15 protein-coding genes are annotated in these 19,147 nt (G+C 35.3%); 2 read left to right on the forward strand and 13 right to left on the reverse strand.

From position 1 onward, the window contains the following. Positions 1 to 168 precede the first annotated feature (168 nt). From recA to NST49_RS11350, 13 genes are all read right to left on the reverse strand, one after another. Positions 169 to 1,215, reverse strand: coding sequence for a recombinase RecA (gene recA, locus NST49_RS11290; RefSeq protein ID WP_023177207.1), 1,047 nt, complete (start codon positions 1,213 to 1,215; stop codon positions 169 to 171). Positions 1,216 to 1,353: 138 nt separating this feature from the next. Then, the gene (locus tag NST49_RS11295) at positions 1,354 to 2,637 is read right to left on the reverse strand and encodes a competence/damage-inducible protein A (protein ID WP_034538471.1); all 1,284 of its coding nucleotides are present in this window, start codon (positions 2,635 to 2,637) and stop codon (positions 1,354 to 1,356) included. Positions 2,638 to 2,829: 192 nt separating this feature from the next. Further along, positions 2,830 to 3,411: a CDP-diacylglycerol--glycerol-3-phosphate 3-phosphatidyltransferase gene (gene pgsA / locus NST49_RS11300; RefSeq protein ID WP_023177203.1), complete on the reverse strand. Its 582-nt coding sequence runs from the start codon at positions 3,409 to 3,411 to the stop codon at positions 2,830 to 2,832. Positions 3,412 to 3,500: 89 nt separating this feature from the next. After that, entirely contained in the window at positions 3,501 to 4,361 is an 861-nt protein-coding gene (locus NST49_RS11305; RefSeq protein ID WP_023177201.1) for a helix-turn-helix domain-containing protein, read from the reverse strand. A 109-nt stretch (positions 4,362 to 4,470) separates the two neighbouring features. Further along, positions 4,471 to 5,196 (reverse strand): elongation factor P 5-aminopentanone reductase, encoded by a 726-nt coding sequence (gene ymfI / locus NST49_RS11310; protein ID WP_341048756.1) that lies wholly within the window; start codon positions 5,194 to 5,196, stop codon positions 4,471 to 4,473. Continuing rightward, the gene (gene yfmH / locus NST49_RS11315; RefSeq protein ID WP_023177198.1) at positions 5,193 to 6,494 is read right to left on the reverse strand and encodes an EF-P 5-aminopentanol modification-associated protein YfmH; all 1,302 of its coding nucleotides are present in this window, start codon (positions 6,492 to 6,494) and stop codon (positions 5,193 to 5,195) included. The genes ymfI and yfmH overlap by 4 nt, the downstream gene beginning before the upstream one ends. Continuing rightward, a complete protein-coding gene (gene yfmF, locus NST49_RS11320) occupies positions 6,494 to 7,762 on the reverse strand; it encodes an EF-P 5-aminopentanol modification-associated protein YfmF (RefSeq protein WP_341048759.1) in 1,269 nt (422 codons plus the stop codon). The genes yfmH and yfmF overlap by 1 nt, the downstream gene beginning before the upstream one ends. A 112-nt stretch (positions 7,763 to 7,874) precedes the next feature. After that, entirely contained in the window at positions 7,875 to 8,834 is a 960-nt protein-coding gene (locus NST49_RS11325; RefSeq protein WP_023177196.1) for an ABC transporter permease, read from the reverse strand. A 1-nt stretch (position 8,835) separates the two neighbouring features. After that, positions 8,836 to 9,903, reverse strand: a complete 1,068-nt coding sequence (locus NST49_RS11330; RefSeq protein ID WP_023177195.1) for an ABC transporter permease — start codon at positions 9,901 to 9,903, stop codon at positions 8,836 to 8,838. After that, positions 9,893 to 11,443 (reverse strand): ABC transporter ATP-binding protein, encoded by a 1,551-nt coding sequence (locus NST49_RS11335; protein WP_043945574.1) that lies wholly within the window; start codon positions 11,441 to 11,443, stop codon positions 9,893 to 9,895. The genes NST49_RS11330 and NST49_RS11335 overlap by 11 nt, the downstream gene beginning before the upstream one ends. Positions 11,444 to 11,686: 243 nt before the next feature. After that, entirely contained in the window at positions 11,687 to 12,736 is a 1,050-nt protein-coding gene (locus NST49_RS11340) for a BMP family lipoprotein (protein WP_023177193.1), read from the reverse strand. A 261-nt stretch (positions 12,737 to 12,997) separates the two neighbouring features. Beyond that, positions 12,998 to 15,340: an FtsK/SpoIIIE family DNA translocase gene (locus tag NST49_RS11345; RefSeq protein ID WP_023177192.1), complete on the reverse strand. Its 2,343-nt coding sequence runs from the start codon at positions 15,338 to 15,340 to the stop codon at positions 12,998 to 13,000. Between the two features lie 128 nt (positions 15,341 to 15,468). Beyond that, positions 15,469 to 17,544 carry a DNA topoisomerase 3 gene (locus tag NST49_RS11350; RefSeq protein ID WP_251166185.1) on the reverse strand — a complete coding sequence of 692 codons (2,076 nt, stop codon included), beginning with the start codon at positions 17,542 to 17,544 and terminating at the stop codon, positions 15,469 to 15,471. Positions 17,545 to 17,762: 218 nt separating this feature from the next. Here NST49_RS11350 and NST49_RS11355 point away from each other — a divergent pair, with 218 nt between their 5' ends. Together NST49_RS11355 and yidC are read left to right on the forward strand one after the other, a co-directional pair. Continuing rightward, positions 17,763 to 18,134 carry an acylphosphatase gene (locus NST49_RS11355; protein WP_023177190.1) on the forward strand — a complete coding sequence of 124 codons (372 nt, stop codon included), beginning with the start codon at positions 17,763 to 17,765 and terminating at the stop codon, positions 18,132 to 18,134. Between the two features lie 68 nt (positions 18,135 to 18,202). Beyond that, entirely contained in the window at positions 18,203 to 19,126 is a 924-nt protein-coding gene (gene yidC / locus NST49_RS11360) for a membrane protein insertase YidC (RefSeq protein ID WP_341048762.1), read from the forward strand. Positions 19,127 to 19,147 lie beyond the last annotated feature (21 nt).

Here is a 19,147-nt window from a genome sequence, read left to right on the forward strand (position 1 = left end):
AAGAGACATGTCAACTTAAATAATGGTTTTGTAACCCTTTCATAAACTTTCATAACATTAAGTATACCTATATAAGGTTCCTTTTTCCTTCATTAATTGTAGTATTCGATTAAAAACAGTTTATAAAAAAAACCAATAAGACTAATACTTATTGGTTTTCTTATGATCTTATTTTTCTAATAAATCAATTTCAGAAGAGTCTGCTGTTGCTTCTTCAGTGCCAGGTTCACCAAATCCATAAGCTGCACGAACTTTTTGTTCTACTTCAGCTCTTAATTCAGGATTTTCCTTAAAGAATTTTTTGACGTTTTCTCGGCCTTGACCAATTCGTTCGCCATTATAAGAGTACCACGCTCCAGATTTATCAATAATATCTTTGTCAGAACCCATATCTACCAGTTCTCCAACTTGAGATATACCTTCTCCATACATGATATCTACTTCAGCTACTCTAAAAGGAGGAGCAACTTTGTTTTTTACAACTTTGATTTTTGTACGGTTACCCATAATATCTGTACCTTGTTTGATTTGTTCAGCTCTTCTAACTTCTAATCGGATCGTAGCGTAGAATTTCAGTGCACGACCACCCGGGGTAATTTCTGGATTACCAAACATCACGCCGACTTTTTCACGAATTTGGTTGATAAATAGAGCGATTGTTTTTGTCTTATTAATTGATCCAGATAATTTACGCAAAGCTTGAGACATCAAACGGGCTTGTAGACCTACATGAGAGTCTCCCATTTCTCCTTCGATTTCTGCACGTGGTACTAAAGCAGCAACTGAGTCAATAACTACAATATCTACTGCTCCACTGGAAACTAAAGCATCTGCAATTTCTAATCCTTGTTCACCTGTATCTGGTTGAGATAAAAGTAATTCATCTATGTCTACACCTAAAGCAGCTGCATATTTTGGATCTAATGCATTTTCTGCATCAATAAAAGCAGCAATTCCGCCTTGTTTTTGAACTTCAGCAACAGCATGTAAAGCTACTGTAGTTTTACCTGAACTTTCAGGACCATATACTTCGATGATTCTTCCACGCGGAAAACCACCTACACCTAAAGCTACGTCTAATGCTAGTGAACCACTAGGAACAGTTGAAATACGTGTATCAACTTTTTCGCCTAGTTTCATAACAGAACCTTTTCCAAAATTCTTTTCAATCTTTTTTAACGCTGCGTCTAATGCTTGTTTACGATCGTCTGCCATTAAATAAATCCTCCTCAAATCTTCTTTTATCTATTCGTTATTCATTCATATTTTCATCTGCTACATCCATTATTATACCTTTTTTTTATAAACAAAGCAAGAAAAAAGCGAACAAACATTCGGTGTCCATTATTTAATTCATTCGACTTTTTTTCCAGAAAAAACCTTTTGATGAATAGGTAAATTCAATAAAGTTCTCCGAATCAACTCTAACCCAGACATTACTGATCTATCCCTATTGTTCTCACGCCCTTTACCTAAATGGTATTCCTTAGCGAATGTTGGTTGTCCCTTAACAGAAAGGCCAATCCACACTGTACCCACTTCTTGGTTTTCTAACTTATCTGGGCCTGCAACACCAGTAAAGGATAACCCTAAGTCTACATTAAACATCTCTCTTGCGTTTTGTGCCATCTCGATGGCACATTGAGCGCTAACTGCTCCTTCGTTTTTAATGGTTTCTTTAGACACACCCAAGATTTCTTTTTTGCTTTCATTACTATAGGTTACGATTCCACCTTTAAAATATTGGCTAGCACCTGAAATACTGGTTAGTTGACTTTGAAAGGCTCCACCCGTTAAACTTTCTGCAGCTGTCAATGTCAATTTTCTTTCTTTCAGCAAATCAGCCACTACATTTTCTAGCCTATTGTCCTCTCCATACCCGTAAAAATAGCTTCCTATACGTTTTTGGATACTCACTTCCATATTATCCAATAATAAATAACAAGCTTCCTCAGAGCTTCCATTGGCTGTTAAACGCAAAGTTACTTCGTGTTTCCCAGCATATGTAGCAAGAGTTGGATTTTCCTGGTGTTCAATCAAATCATCCAGTTCAGCAGCTAACTGGGATTCTCCTATATCAAAAAAGCGCATCACTCTTGATACGATATACGTTTCATTCTGATTTTTTTTCATCAATAAAGGTTTTACTTCTTTTATAAACATGGGTTCTAACTCACTAGGAGGGCCAGGCAACAACACATAGAATTGATTATTTTGGGTTAAAAACATACCAGCAGCAAGACCCGTTTCATTTTTCAAGATAGTTGATTCTTCAATAACCATAGCTTGCAAGCGATTATTTTCTGTCATTAATCGTTTTCTACTTTCGTGATACATAGTAATTTTTTCCATCGTACTTTTATCCAAAATTAATTTTTTGTTTAAATGCTCAGCTAATACTTGCTTTGTAATATCATCTTTTGTTGGACCCAAACCTCCTGATAGTATGATTAAATCACTTCGTTGTTCAGCAGCTTCTATCACTTCCGCCATTCTTGTGGGATTATCTCCCACAACGATTTGATGATAGACATTTATTCCTAATGATGACAACTCGCGAGACAAAAAAGAAGCATTTGTATTTACTACTTGCCCCATCAATAACTCGGTACCAATTGCTATGATTTCTGCATTCATTTCTACTCACTCCTACTTCTATAATACGCGAACACTATGATACAACTTTAATTTGGCCCTTCTTAAACTCTTAAGATAAAAGGCTTCCATTCTTTAATGTTCTTATTTTACCATACTTTTCTAGGTGACAAAAAAGAAGACCATTGAAATACTCATTTCAAATGATCTTCTCTTCTTGATAGTATTCTGTTCTTATTTAGGACCGTTGAATACGGAGCTGTTTTTTACAAAGTAGTCTACCCCAGAATAAATTGTAAAGAATAAACAAATATACAACATAATAGATGCCATAGGCAATCCGATTCCTTCAAAAGGTAAATTATCAATAAGCAATAAGATAATAGCAACCATTTGAGTAGCTGTTTTTATTTTTCCAGGCCATGCAGCTGCTAAGACTGTGCCACCTTGTTCTACTAATAGTAATCTTAGTCCTGTAACAGCTAATTCCCTACATACAATAATAGAAACGACCCATGAAGGAGCTAAGTTTTGCCCAACTAAAACAATTAGAGCTGTCATAACTAACATCTTATCAGCTAAAGGATCCGCAAATTTACCAAAATTCGTTACTAATCCTTGGTTACGTGCGATTTTTCCATCTAACCAGTCTGTGAAACTTGCTAAAGCAAATAAACCAGCTCCTACCAATTGTGTCACTTCCACTGTAGATCCTAAAAGATGAACTACACCCCAATCAAAAGGTGCTAATACGATAATAACAAATATTGGAATCATAAAAATTCTCAATACAGTAAGTTTATTTGGTAAGTTCAATTTTGTGCTTCCTCTCTTTATCAAGATACATCTACTAATTTTAAGAAGACTTCAATAAAAAAAGTATTACAAGTCTTTCCTCTCACTATCTATTCGAATTGAAATTCAATTTCTTGACGAACAGAATTTTCTGCTTCTGGAGCATACGGAATATCCTCACCATTAAGATTTACTTTCGTAGCAGGAGCATTCCCAATAATGACCACTAAAGATGACGTACCCTCTGGAACTTCTGACTCTAAATTAGAGCCGTCTGTAATCAACTGAGCATCAATGGTTGTTCCATCAGCCTCAACACTAATCCATGAATCTCCACCTGAAGCAGTCAATGTTAAACTGCTGCCTTCTGAAACCCCGGTAACAGAATAAGTCGTTGTTGAACCAGTAGAAGATTGCATCTCAATTCCTTGAGTCTCTTCTTCACTTTCTTGCGATTCTGAAGATTCTGCTACTGACTCTTCACTTGAAATTGATTCAGCGCTTGAGACAGAAATCTCTTCTGATTCCTTTGTAATCATATCTTCATCGCCTTGATTGTTTGTTTTTATTACAGCAAAATAGATAGCTGCTACAATAGCTACTGCTAAGATGCCGATTAGAATTGTAGGTAAATAATCTTGGGCTTTTGTCAAAAAGATATTTTCCGGGTTTTTTCCAGACCGAGTTTGATCTGTAGAGACTTTTTCAACGTATTCTTCATCATGGGTATGAGGGACTGCATCAGTGTATTCTTCTAATAACTGATCTCCATTCAAGCCTACAGTATCTGCATATTGTTTGATAAAAGCACGTGCATAAAACTTCCCTGGCATAACATCATAATTGCCTTCTTCAATAGCAATTAAATATCTTTTTTGAATTTTAGTCATTTGTTGCAAATCATCTAGTGTATATCCTTTTGCTTTTCTTGCTTCTTTTAATTTTTCACCAATTTCATTCAACTGTCTCACCTACCTATTCTCTTGTTTAGAGAGAAAATCTCATATCATTTGCATTATAACATAACTACTACTCTAGAAACATTAATTTTTCTTTATACTATAAAGTGATGATGCTTTTCTATTTTAACCAGCCACCGCTAATCACAATAGATTGACCAGTCATATACGCGCTGCGTTTTTCCAATAATTGAGCAACCCAAAAACTAACTTCTGACACACTTCCTAAACGCCCTACCGGAATCTCACTTTCCAACTCTTTCAGTTCTGCTGCTGTAAAATCTTGATTCATTTTAGTAGCAATTGCACCTGGAGAAATTGCGTTTACAGTTATCCCCAGACTAGCTACTTCTTTACTATAAGCTTTAATAAAAGCTAGCTGGGCGCCTTTTGAAGTACTATAAAATACTTCCATTGCACTACCCATTTCTCCATAAATAGAACTAATAAAAATAATTCTTCCCTGTCTAGAACGAGCTAATTTATCTTGTAAGTGTTGGATCAATAAAATGGGTGTCTTAACATGCACTGACCACATGTGATCCATGTCGATAGAAGTAACTTCAGTTAGCAACTGATAAGTCGTAAACCCACTAGCAAAAATAACCGCATCCAACTGGTAGATAGAACGAAGAAAAAGAGGAATATCCTCTTCTTTCGTCATATCTAAAGTTAAAGCGTAAAAATCTTGTTTTGGATAAAGGACTTGAAAACTTCGCAGTTGATTGTCAACGCTCTTTGGATTTGAGTGAGCGTGCAAGTACAATGACCATCCTTTTTCTGCTAATTCTTGCGCGATTTCTTTTCCAATATCACCGCTAGCTCCCATTATTAAAGCAAATTTCACGCTTCATTCGCTCCTTTTGGTAAAATATGGAATGTCGTCATATGATCTTCAATCATAAATTCTGCAGCAGCATCTTTTATCTCTGCTAATGTAATGTTTTCAATAATAGGAACGATATCAAATAACGTTGCTTCTCCATAAATAGGTTGGCTAAATTGATTAGCTATATATTCTAACGAGTTTAATGCTTGCAATTCTTGGCCAATCATTCGTTTCTTAACCGTTGTTAAATTTTCTTCTGTTAATTCTAAGCTATCTTTTGCACTAAGCAACAGTTTTTTAATTTCTTCACTAAAAGCAGCTGAATCTTTTGTGTCTCCACTGACATCTACAAAATGGAACGTACGGTCCAAATTAAACTCATAAGAGAAACTATCATCTATGATTCCTTTGTCATATAAATTTAAATAATTTGCCGATGTAGGACCAAATAACAACGTTAGCAGTAAATCCATTGTTGTTTTATACTCTAGAGCCTTTATGCCAGTTGGGACCTCGTTTAAACCTTTTACTCCGACAATACTTTTTGGTCGGTTAACAGACATCTTGATAAAATCGTAAGGTTTGATATCATGAATGGTTTCTTCTGGAAAAATACGTTGAATTGTTTCAGCAGGTACGAAGTCTTTTTTTGCTTGATTGTCTCGAATCAACTGCATGGTTTCTTTTGGATCTAATTTCCCAACAATAAATAGATTCATATTACTCGGGTGATAAAAAGTCTCATGATTCTCATATAGTAATTCAGGAGTAATGTCCATAATACTATCTACCGTTCCAGCAATATCGATGTGCAAGGGATGTTTAGGATACATATTACCTAAGATACCAAAAAACAAACGCCAGTCCGGTTCATCTTCATACATTTGAATCTCTTGAGCAATGATCCCTTTTTCTTTATTTACCGTTGATTCAGTAAAATAAGGTTCTTGAACAAAATCCAGAAGTGTAGTCAAACTCTCTGGAACATTGCTCGTACTGGAAAAAAGATACGCTGTACGAGTAAAACTTGTAAAAGCATTTGCAGAAGCACCTAAGCGCCCAAATGTATTGAAAACATCTCCATCTTCTTTTTCAAATAATTTATGTTCTAAAAAGTGAGCAATGCCATCTGGTACAGTAGTTGCTTCTGTTTTCCCACGAGGGACAAATTGATTATCAATAGAACCAAAATTAGTTGAAAATAAGCCATAAGTTTTATGAAAATCATTTTTAGGCAATAAGATCACTTGTAGCCCATTATCTAGTGTCTCTGTATATATTATTTCTTGTAATTGTTCATAGACTTTTTTTTCCATTATTTCGCCTCCGCTGTCAAAAAGAATGTTGCATTTAATTTCACTTGGTTGGCCACTTCAATGATGTCCTCTTTAGTAACCTTTTCAATTCTACGTACCCACTCATCAATTGAAAGTTCATTCCCATTACCTCTAGCTAATTGCATAGCATAAATACGCTCAATAACAGATCCTGAGTTATCTTCAGATTGAAAAAGTTGATTTTTCAACATTTCTTTCGTTTGAGAAACAGCTTCTTGAGTAAAATTGCCTGATTGCATCTCTTTTAACTGTAATGCGATGATTTCTCTAACTTGTTCTACCTTTTGACCATCAATACCAGTTTGAACAGTCATCATCCCTCTAAACGTATCCATTGAACTAGAAGCATAATAAGCTAAACTTTCCTTCTCACGAACATTCATAAACAATTTAGAATGCGGGAATCCGCCGAATAAACCATTGAATACTTGTGCTGCATAATAAGACGGATCATGATAAAAAACAGACGTTGTATAACCGAGGTTAAACTTCGCTTGTATAACATCTTGGTATTCAGTTTTACTTTTTATTTTCTTAGCTGCTGGTTCTTTATAGAAACTATTTGTTTCTTCTAATTGTCGAGGAGCAAAGTTGAACTGCTCAAATGCTGACTGAATCTCACCTGTACTCACATCACCCATTACGTAAATGTCTACCTTATCTCGATTTAAAATTTCTTGATAATACTCATACAAAGAGCTAGAAGTTATTTCTTTCAAATCTTCTTTTGAACCAACACTTGGTGTTTTTTGATTATCATCTTCAAAAAAGAGCTCTTGTAAAGATAGACTCGCATAAGTTTGTTTATCATCAAATAACGAATCATAATAATCTTCTAAATTTTCTTTTTCTCTTTTAAAAGTCTTTTCATGAAATTGACCTTGCTCAACATTTGGAGAGAAAATAACTTCTTTTAGAAAATCAATGCCTTCTTGTAATACGTTATCTCCTTTTGATAAGTATTTCTCATTCACTAAATTCAAACTAAAAGTCAATACATGAGTATTCCCTTTTTTAGTTACAGCGGTTCCAAAACTAGCTCCATACATAGTTGAAAGAGCACTTCTTAATGCTGTTTGTGTAGGGTATTTTTTACTGTTTGTCTCCAATAAATTTGCTAGCATAGCTCGTTTGGTAATCGTATGTTTATTTAATGGTGCACGAAATTTCAACATAATACGAATAGTTTTATATTTTTTAGTGGGGAGTACATGCAAATGAACTCCTTCATTTAACTGAATAGACATATCTTTATTCCTCCTCTAACTTGGAAAAGCGTTCATTGTCTATCTTAAAATAAAAACTAAAAAAAAGAAAGCAACAACAGACATGAACGTCCGTTGTTGCTTAAAAAGTATCTTATTTTGATTTAATATATGTTTTACCACCAGCTGCTGGTCCTTCGGATTTACCGATAACACCAACCAACACAATAATAGTGATAACATATGGCGCGATTTGCAACCACACACTTGGGATGTCTTGAATAATAGGAATGTAATTTCCAATAACACCTAGACTTTGAGCAAAACCAAAGAATATAGCTGCACCCATTGCACCAAGAGGGTTCCATTTACCAAATATCATTGCTGCCATAGCAATAAATCCTTGCCCAGCAATTGTTGAAGCTTGAAAACTCAATGAAATAGATTGCGCTTGAATTGCGCCACCCATACCACCGAGTAAACCAGACAACATTACACCAGCATATTTCATTAAGTAAACATTGATCCCTAACGTATCAGCTGCTTGAGGGTGTTCCCCAACAGATCTTAAACGTAAACCAAATCTTGTCTTAAAGAGTACTACCCAGCAAATGATAGCAATTAGAATACCTGCAAAAGCGGGTGCTGAAGTTCCTTTAAAGAAAATATCGCCGATAATTGGAATACGGTTCAGTAATGGAATAGTTACTTTACCAAAACTTTCAGTGATACGATCCGTTTGTCCAGCTCCATTATACAATACACGAGTAAAGAAGATTGCTAATGCTGGAGCCATTAAGTTGATAACAGTACCAGAAATAATGTGGTCTGCTCTTAGATTGACTGTAGCTACTGCGTGGATCAGTGAAAAAACCACACCAATCAATCCACCAACTAAAGCGGATATCCAAGGAGTCATGTCGCCAAAAGTACTTGCAAAAGTTAAATTAAATACAATTGAACTAAAGGCTCCCATAACCATTATTCCTTCTAGACCTACGTTAACAATACCACTACGTTCAGAAAATGTTCCACCTAGGGCTGTTAATACAAGAGGAGCTGAATACACAAGTGATGATGAAACAATGAGTTGAAGCAATTGTACGATATCCATCTTATTTCACTCCTCCTTTATTTACTCTAGCTCGTTTATCGATAAAATAGCGAATCAAGTAGTTAGCCCCTACGAAGAAAATAATAGAAGCTATTACAATATCTACAACTTCGGTTGGGACACCTGAAATCATCGGCATGCTGTTTCCACCAATTTTCAATGCTCCAAACAGAATAGCTGAGAAAATAATACCTACGGGGTTGCTTAACCCTAACAAAGCTACTGCCATACCATCAAATCCTATAGTTGGCATTGCTCCTTGGGTAAAGATATTTTGGAAGTTTCCTAGACCTTCCATTACTCCACCTAAACCAGCCAAACCACCACTGATTAACATTGAAATAATGATATTACGTTTAGAACTCATACCAGCATATTCAGAAGCACTAGGATTTAGCCCTACAGTTCTAATTTCAAATCCAGTAGTTGTCTTTTTCATTAAGAACCAAACGACTACAGCCATAATTAAAGAAATAAATATACCCGTATGAAGAGTAGAATTACTTGTTAATTCAGTTATCCATCCAGCTCGTAAACTCGCTCCTTCTGGAATACGTGCTGTTGCATCTGCTGATTCTGTTAAAACATTACGAATCAAATAATTTGTTGTATAAAGAGCAGTATAGTTCAACATGATCGTAACAATAACTTCACTAGTGTTAAAGTAAGCTCTTAAAAATCCAGCAATTCCAGCCCAAATAGCTCCAGCCAAAGCACCACCAAGAATGCTTAAGGGAAGTAAAATGATACCCGGTAAGCTTGCAAAAGAAGTAGCTACCCATACAGAACATAACCAACCAAGCAAAGCCTGTCCAGCAACCCCAATGTTAAAGAATCCTGCATTGTAAGCTACAGAAAAACCTAATGCTGTTAGAATAAGCGGTGTAGCTTGTCTTAATGTTTCACCAATATAAAAGGATGAACCAAAAGCACCATTAATCATTGCTGTATATCCAGTAATTGGATCGTACCCAAAAATAACCATAATAATTGCACCCAGAACAAATCCCATTAATACAGAAAGTAATGGCACAAGTAAATTGTTCAATGTATCTTTTTTATGATTCACTTTGAACACCCTCCTTTCCATTTCCTTGTTTGATCAGAGAACGAGCTTTTTCGAGAGAAGTCCCTGCCATTAACAAACCAAGCTCTTGTTCAGTTGTTTCTTTAGGATCCACAATTGCAACGATATTGCCTTCATACATAACAGCGATTCGATCAGAAACATTTAAAATCTCATCTAGTTCAAAACTCATTAGCAAGACGGCTTTTCCATTATCTCGTTGCTCAATCAAACGTGAATGAATGTATTCAATCGCTCCTACATCAAGTCCTCGTGTCGGTTGTGCAGCTATCAATAATGATGGGTTACGATTAATTTCTCTAGCAATAATAGCTTTTTGTTGGTTCCCACCTGATAATGATCCAGCAGGTGTTGTTTCATTTTGTGTGCGCACGTCAAATTCTTCGATTAATTTTATTGCAAAGTTCTTTATTTCTTTTTGATTTAAAATACCATGATTACTTAAAGGTTTTTTATAATACGTTTGTAATGCTATATTTTCTTCTAATGACATCGGCAACACTAAGCCATATTTATGACGGTCTTCAGGGATATGTCCTAACCCTAATTCTGTAATTTTACGTGGTGTTTTATTTTGGATTTCTTCACCGTTTAGCGTGATTTTCCCACTTTCAGTCTTTGTTAATCCGGTAATTGCATGAATCAATTCACTTTGTCCATTTCCATCGATTCCGGCTATTCCCACAACTTCTCCAGCTCGAACTTCTAAACTTAATCCTTTAACTGCATCTAATCCACGGTTTTCTTTGACTGTAAGATTTTCGATAGACAAAACAGTTTCTTTTGGTTGCGAAGCCTTTTTTTGTGTTTTGAAGGAAACTGAACGTCCAACCATCATATCTGCTAATTCTTGAGGAGAAGTAGTTGAAACATCCACCGTATCAATACTTTGTCCACGACGGATAACCGTACAACGGTCAGCAACAGCTTTAATTTCATCAAGTTTATGTGTAATTAAGATGATCGACTTGCCTTCTTTTGTTAGGGCTCTCATAATATTTATCAATTCATCGATTTCTTGAGGAGTCAACACTGCAGTCGGTTCATCAAATATTAAGATATCTGCTCCGCGATAAAGAGTTTTTAAAATCTCTACCCTTTGCTCCATTCCTACTGAAATAGATTCAACTTTTGCACTAGGATCAACTAATAAACCGTATTTTTCAGACAATTCTTTTATTTCGTTTTTAGCCGAATGTCTATCTAAAAAACCATTTTTAGTTTTTTCCATTCCCAAAATAATATTTTCAGTAACGGTAAACTTTTTCACTAACATAAAATGTTGGTGAACCATTCCAATACCTAATTTGTTTGCTGCACTAGGTGAACTTATATTTACCACCTGTCCATTTACCAGAATTTCTCCAGAAGTAGGTTCTAATAACCCTGAAAGAATATTCATTAAAGTGGATTTACCTGCACCATTTTCTCCTAAAAGAGCATGAATTTCTCCCTTTTTAAGCTGCAAATTAATATTGTCATTCGCTTTGAAAGTACCAAACTGTTTCGTAATACCCTTCATTTCAATGACATTTACTGATTCTGACACGATGGTTTCACTCCTTTTCTCTTGCTCAATCTATTATCCATTATAGTTGTTTTACAGACAAGTAGTTATCAAATTTTCTTTTTTAATTTTAATAGAAAATATAGTTTTGATCATACTGATCTTGATAACTCAAAAGAGAGGAAAAGACCGGAATATAAGTATCCGGTCTTTTGATCTTTATTCATTCCTTAAACTAGTTGTTTGGTATAAATTAAATTATGGTGCTTCTGGAACTGTAATTGTTCCATCAATAATTTGTTGTTTGTAATCTTCAACTGTTTTGATTACGTCTTCAGATAATGCCCCTTCAGTAATGCCTACGCTATCTTCAGCTAAACCAAAGTTACTGATTTCTCCACCTGGGAAGTTGCCTTCCATTGATGCATTTGCGATATCTTGAACAGCTTGTCCTACACCTTTAAGTGTTGAAGTAAGTGTTAAGTTTCCGCCATCGTATTCACCTTCAGCAGTTTGATCACGGTCAACTCCGATTACCCAAAGTTTTTGATCTGGATTAGAATTCATGCGGTCGATAGCTTCTGAGAACACACCATTACCTGTATCTCCAGATGCATGATAAATAATATCTGCTCCTGAACTATACATTGCAGCTGCTAATTGTTTTCCAAGAGCAGCATCTCCGAATGATCCAGCATACTCAACATCAATTTTAATATCTGGATTAACAGCTTGTACACCAGCTACAAAACCAGCTTCAAAACGGTCAATAACAGCACTTTGTTGTCCACCGATGAACCCAACATGGTCTGTTTCAGTTGTTTCAGCGGCAGCAACCCCAGCTAAAAATGCAGCTTCATGGTCTTTAAACAATACAGAAGAAACGTTGTCAGCTTCAATTGTTTCATCAATAATAACAAAGTTTTGATCTGGATTTTGTTCAGCAACGTCTATCATTGCTGGTTTTAATTTAAATCCAATCCCAAAAATCAAATCAAAATTATTATTTACAGCAGTATTTAAATTTGTAACAAATTGAGAATCTTCATCTGATTGAATGTAGTTGTATCCATCAGGTCCTTTTTCAAGTTTGTGCTCTTCTCCCCAAGCTTCCATACCTTCCCAAGCAGATTGGTTAAATGATTTATCATCTACTCCACCTACGTCGGTAACCATAACAATTGAATAATCTTCTCCTGAACCTGAAGATGAAGCATTATCACTTCCTTCATCAGCTCCACATGCAGCCAATGTTAAACTTGATAATAGACCCAGAGTCAATAGACTCTTAAAATTTCTACTCTTCACTCAAAAAACCCCCAATAATTTTTTAGTATGAATCAAATTCTCATTAATTCATCCTCGCATTTATAGTACCATCTTTATTTTAAAAAATAAACAACAAAAATGATTGTTGAAAACGTTTTAGCTAAAAAATGTTCAGTTTTTAATTGATTTCTAATGTATTAAAACTATTTTCGTATGTCTTTAGGTCTAATTACTGACAAAAAGTACCTATGCCAAAAAAAACATCTGCTAAATGAGTAGCTCATTAACAGATGTTCTTTATTAATATTGTTCTATTTCTGATTCATTTAACTGCTCGTCGCCAGGAACGTGAGTGATATTCACCTTACGAGGCTTACTGCCTTCTGAAGGGCCAACTATGCCTCGCATCTCCATTTCATCGATCAGACGAGCTGCTCGATTATAGCCGATTCTAAAACGTCGTTGCAATAAAGAGATGCTTGCCGTCTGCATTTCAACGATCAAAGCCACTGCGTCCTCATATACTTCATCTTCGACATCACTTTCTGCAGCTTTAGTTTCCTCTGTAGGCATCATCTCTTCAACATAATTTGCGCCTTGTTGATCAGTTACAAATGTCACAATATGTTCAACCTCTTCATCAGAAATAAATGCACCCTGTACACGAACCGGTTTATTTTCGCCCATTGGCAAGAATAACATGTCCCCTCTACCTAATAATTTTTCTGCTCCACTGCCGTCAATTATCGTTCTCGAATCAACACCGCTGGAAACTGCAAAAGCAATCCGTGAAGGAACATTTGCTTTAATAATGCCCGTGATAACGTCTACACTTGGCCTTTGAGTTGCTAAGATCATATGAATTCCAGCAGCCCGAGCCATTTGCGCTAAACGAATGATCGCATCTTCGACTTCGTTACTAGCTACCATCATTAAGTCAGCTAGCTCATCAACAATCACCACGATAAATGGTAATGTTGGATAATTTTCGCCATTTTCTTGATTATGTGTTTGTAAGTATTGATTGTATCCAGTAATATTTCGCATCCCGCTAGCAGCAAATAGTTCGTATCTTCTTTCCATTTCCGCAACGACTTTTTGCAAAGCTTGTGCTGCTTTTTTGGGATTAGTCACGACAGGTGTTAGTAGATGTGGAATTCCATTATAGACATTTAATTCCACCATCTTAGGGTCTATCATCATCAATTTTACTTCGTTCGGTTTAGCTTTCATCAACAAACTAGTAATGATTCCATTGATACAAACTGATTTTCCACTTCCTGTAGATCCCGCTACAAGTAAATGAGGCATTTTAGCTAAATCAGCCATAGCAATACTGCCGGTTATATCTCTTCCAAGTGGTACTTCTAACAGCTTTTCTTTATTATGGACCTGACCTTCGATAACATCTCTAAAGGAAACTAAACTCACTTCACTATTTGGAACTTCTATTCCAATAAAAGACTTGCCGGGTATCGGAGCTTCTATCCGAATATCTTTTGCCGCTAATGCCAATGCAATATCATCGCTGAGACTAACGATCTTACTTACTTTCACCCCAATTGCTGGTTGGACTTCATATTTTGTTACGGCGGGTCCTAAATTTGCTTTGATAACTTTTGCATCTACCCCAAAACTTTGAAAAGTATCTTCTAATTTCTTAACATTTTTTTGGATAATCGCGTATTCATTTGTTTGGTCATTTTGGGGGATTTCGTTTAATAAATGAGAAGGTGGTAATTGATAATCCTTATTTTCTTTCTCAGCTCCTATCTCAAAATCAATAGGTTCTCCATCATGGTCATCTGTCTCTGCACTAATTGCTTTCGCTTCATCGACAGCAGGTTTCTTAACACGGTTTTGGTAATTCTCAATTTCCAATTGCAATTGCTCATTCTTCTCTTTTTGAGTAGTTTGTTCTTCTTTAACATTGGGTACAGCTTTAACAGTATTTATTTTTTCTTTCTTAACCTTTTTTTGAGGTTCATTTTTAGTAGATTCTTTTGACTCGCTTCGTTTTTTCAAGATAATTGTTTTCAATTCCGATAAGTGTATTTTGATTTTTTGCCAACCAATCATAAGTCCATTCCCTATTTTTTTTAGGAATGTTTTAAAGGATAATTGAAATAATAAAAAGATTCCAAAAAAACAACTAAGCCCTGCTATAAAATAAGTTCCCCATTGAGAAAATAAAAAATAACTTGCTGCGTAAAAAACAGCTCCAATCATTCCTCCACCAAGAGATTGTGTAATCTCATTATTCACCATATCGATCATAAAGAAACGGAAAGTAGCAGAAATAACGTTCATATCCGCATGAATAATAGGTGCAAATAAACGAGCATGCTGGACTAATAACAAACTGCTGTAAATGAGTAAAAAACCTGCAATTCGTTTATTTTTAAAAGGAGGTTCTTTCCCTTTAAATATAAGGTAAAGCCCATAGATTCCAATCAAGATTGCTGCAATAGTAAATGTATTCCCTACAAAAAAACGAAATAAATTCGCACTAAAAATACCCGCAAAACCTGTTTGCGAAACTGAAAAAATACTTAAAATAATAAAAATCAATCCAATAATTTCAAATGAATGACGATAATTTGCGTTCTTTTTAGCTGTAGTATTCTTTTTTTTACTTGCCACGGTTTTCTTTCCTCCTTATAATTCCTTTTAATTATACACAAAATAAGCTGTAAACGAAATGCAGTAAAAGGATGAGGCAGACATTCTTTATTGCCTTCCCTCATCCTTTTTCACATGGAATATTTTAGTTATCCTTTTTTCTCCAACGCTGCTTTCATAGCTAAAGCCAAAGGACTTTCCGCTTCTTCCTCTTGCTGATTAATTTTTTTCATTAATTTTTTTGTTTCATGTTTACTTGGTTTCTTACTGTTTTTCCCTTCAATCTTTTCAGTCACATTACAATATTTGCATTTGAAGTATTTCCCAGTTTTACCTTCATGAATCTCCATTTTACGGTGGCACTGTGCACATCGATGATTGGATAGTTTTGGATCTTTTCTGCGTCTGTAAGAACAAGTAGAACTACTGCAAACCAACACTTTCCCATCACGTCCATTACGTTCTTTCAATAATTCACCACAATCTGGGCAAATTTTACTGGTTAGAGAATGATCTTTATAGGTTTGCGTGCTGTTTTTGATCTCAGTTACTAATCGAGCTGTTTCTTTTTTTATTTGTGTTAAAAATTCTTCTTTTCTCAAGCTGCCTTTTGCAATTTCTTCTAAAGATTTTTCCCATTTACTTGTCAGTTCTGGAGTCACTAATGCTGGATTGACTAATGTTAGTAGTTGCTGGCCTTTAGGAGTTGTACTCAATTTATTTTGAGTACGTTCCATTAAATCACTACTAATGAGTTTTTCAATGATTTCTGCACGAGTAGCAGGTGTACCTAATCCATTATTTTCCATATTTTGTAGAAGAGCACCTTCTGAAAGACGAGCTGGGGCTTCTGTGAGTTGTTTTTGGATGGTATAAACCGGACTGTTGAATTGTTCATTTAACTGATAATCATTTCCTTCTAGTTTCTGAATGTCTTTCTTCCATCCTTTTTCCAGCACAACTTCTTGTTGCAAATGAAATAAAATATCTTCAGCTGAAAATACAATGGTTGTCTTAGATACTTTATAAGCTGGTAAAAACAACCCAATAAACCGTTCAACAACCATCCGATATATTTTCAGTTCATCTGCTTCCATTTTTTCTGGTCGCGGACGTTCTTCAGTTGGAATGATGCCGTGATGATCTGTCACTTTTGAAGTATTAAAAACACTTTTCAAAGTTACTTGAGCACCATTTTTAAGAATTTTTTTTACATCATCCGGAGCAAATCCTTGAATTGCCATTACTCTTTCTTTCATTGTTCCTAACATATCTTGAGTTAAGTATTTAGAATCTGTCCTTGGATAAGACAGCACTTTATGACGTTCGTATAAAGTTTGCATCAAGCTCAATGTTTTCTTTGCTGAAAACTGATAGCGTTGGTTGGCTTCACGTTGAAGTTCAGTTAAATCATATGGCAATGGCGCTTGCTGTATGGATTGCTTTTCTTTTACATCTACTACAACTATCGGCTTGTTTTTTAGCGAAGCTACTAAATTTTCAGCTTCTTCGCGTTTAGTATATTTATGAGGAGCTCCGCTTTTTAATGAGGCTCTTTTTCCATCCATCATCAATTGGACCGTATAATACGTTTCTGGAACAAAAGATGCAATTTTTGCTTCTTGCTTTCTTACCATAGCCAATGTTGGCGTTTGAACTCTTCCAGCCGATAAATTATCTTGATACTTGACTGTCAATGCTCTCGTGACATTTAAACCAATTAACCAATCTGCTTCAGAACGAGCAACAGCGGATTCATATAAGTTAGTATACTTTTCACTAGGTTGAAGGTTCTTAAAACCATCCTTAATGGCCTTATCAGTTTGCGAAGAAATCCAAAGTCTTTTTACTGGTTTATTAAAATGAACATACTCTAATATCCATCGTGCAACCAATTCCCCTTCGCGTCCAGCATCCGTAGCAATCACTGCTGACCCAACATCTTTTCGATTAGCCAGCTGCTTGATTGCTTTTAACTGACCACTTGTATTTTTTAAAGGCTTAGTCAGCATTTTTTCTGGAACTAATGGCAAAGTGTTCAAATCCCATGTTGCCCATTCACTTTTATATTCTTCAGGCATTTTTAATCCTAATAGATGACCTAACGCCCAGGTAACAATGACGTCTTTTCCTTCAATAAATGTTTTACTTTTTTGTGTTGCACCTAATACCCTTGCAATCTCTTTACCTACACTCGGTTTTTCAGCGATAATTAATGTCTTCATGGTAATTCCTTTCTTTACTTAAAACAGCTTATAATTTCTTATTATCCTACTAAATACTGTACAATCATTGTAAGTTATCTCTATACTCAATGCAACAAAACCAAAAGTATGTTCTCCTATTTTTATAAAATTCAGACTAAAGAATGATTGACCAAGTTTAGTGCAATCGTTAAAATAAACTAAACAGGCATAATGATTTGGAAATGAGGAGGAATAGTATGAACTCGTTCTTATCAACAGTCAAAAAGTTTCTTTTTCCAATCAATAATTCATTAGAGCCGTTAAATGATAACACCCAAAATGGAGGGATAGATATGAAAAAAGTTTCTATACAAGTAACCGGACTTGTACAAGGTGTTGGCTTTCGCTATATGACAAAATTGACAGCTGATCAAATAGGCGTTTATGGCATTGTCCGTAATGAATCAGATGGAAGTGTATATATAGAAGCTAATGGTGAACCAGAAAAAATCGACCAATTTATAGAAAAAATAAGAAATTCGCCTTCACCAAGCGGCAGAGTTGATTCTATAACTATTGAGGAGCTCACTTCAATACCGAATAGAGATAAGTTTACAATAAGCAATTGAAAACCCTACACTAATCCTGTATAGTAGGTAACGTTACTTAATTTAATAAAAATGAAGGATTGTGAACAATGAAGAATTTAAAGAAATTATTTTTATCAGGAGCGCTTTTAAGCGTTGTGGTATTTTTGTCAGGGTGTATGGCACATGACTCAGATGGAAACCCCAGTGGTTTGATTTATGAATTTTTAGTGGTTCCTACTCAACAGATCATCATACAGCTTGCTAATTTGTTTAATGGTAGTTATGGATTAGCTATTATTGCTATCACATTGATCGTTCGTTTGATTATTTTACCATTAAATCTAAACCAATCTAAAAAATCAATTATTCAACAAGAAAAAATGGCTTTAATCAAACCAGAAATGGAAGAAGTTCAGAAAAAACAAAAAGCAGCTGTTACACCTGAAGAAAAAGCTGCTGCACAACAAGAATTAATGAGCTTATATAAAGACAATAACATGAGTATGTTAGGTGGCATTGGATGCTTGCCATTGTTGATTCAAATGCCTATCTTTACTGCTATGTTCCAAGCAATCAATTTATCTGGAGAAATCAGTAACAGTACTTTCTTAGGTTTTAGCTTGGGTAATCAAAATATAGCTCTTGCTATTGCAGCTGGTGCAGTTTACTTTGTTCAATCATATGTTTCTATGATTGGTCTTCCAGAAGAACAAAAGAAACAAATGCGTACAATGATGTATGTCAGTCCAATCATGATTTTAATGGTCTCATTCACATCTCCTGCTGGTTTAGGATTGTACTGGTTCGTTGGAGGAATCTTCGCTGTTTTCCAAACAATTATTACAAACTTTATCTTTAAACCAAGAATAAAAGCACAAGTTGAAGCAGAAGCTAAAAAACGCCCGGTAAAATCAAAACGGACAATTAAACAAGCTGAACCTGTTAACCAACAATCTACCGCTTTAACAGGATCTTCAGTTAAAACAAATGCTCGTGGCAGAAATGCTGGGAAACAACAAAAAAATCGTTAACTAAAAAGACCTACTCAAACG

Origin of the sequence: Carnobacterium sp. FSL W8-0810 (genome assembly GCF_038007125.1) — a bacterium.
In the GTDB taxonomy this organism is placed as follows: domain Bacteria; phylum Bacillota; class Bacilli; order Lactobacillales; family Carnobacteriaceae; genus Carnobacterium_B; species Carnobacterium_B inhibens.

Bases quoted from the DNA above. Each gene is read 5' to 3' on its own strand.
- recA (WP_023177207.1), bottom strand. From the start codon at position 1,215: ATGGCAGACGATCGTAAACAAGCATTAGACGCAGCGTTAAAAAAGATT.
- NST49_RS11295 (WP_034538471.1), bottom strand. From the start codon at position 2,637: ATGAATGCAGAAATCATAGCAATTGGTACCGAGTTATTGATGGGGCAA.
- yfmH (WP_023177198.1), bottom strand. From the start codon at position 6,494: ATGGAAAAAAAAGTCTATGAACAATTACAAGAAATAATATATACAGAG.
- yfmF (WP_341048759.1), bottom strand. From the start codon at position 7,762: ATGTCTATTCAGTTAAATGAAGGAGTTCATTTGCATGTACTCCCCACT.
- NST49_RS11325 (WP_023177196.1), bottom strand. From the start codon at position 8,834: ATGGATATCGTACAATTGCTTCAACTCATTGTTTCATCATCACTTGTG.
- NST49_RS11335 (WP_043945574.1), bottom strand. From the start codon at position 11,443: ATGAAGGGTATTACGAAACAGTTTGGTACTTTCAAAGCGAATGACAAT.
- NST49_RS11350 (WP_251166185.1), bottom strand. From the start codon at position 17,544: ATGAAGACATTAATTATCGCTGAAAAACCGAGTGTAGGTAAAGAGATT.
- NST49_RS11355 (WP_023177190.1), top strand. From the start codon at position 17,763: ATGAACTCGTTCTTATCAACAGTCAAAAAGTTTCTTTTTCCAATCAAT.
- yidC (WP_341048762.1), top strand. From the start codon at position 18,203: ATGAAGAATTTAAAGAAATTATTTTTATCAGGAGCGCTTTTAAGCGTT.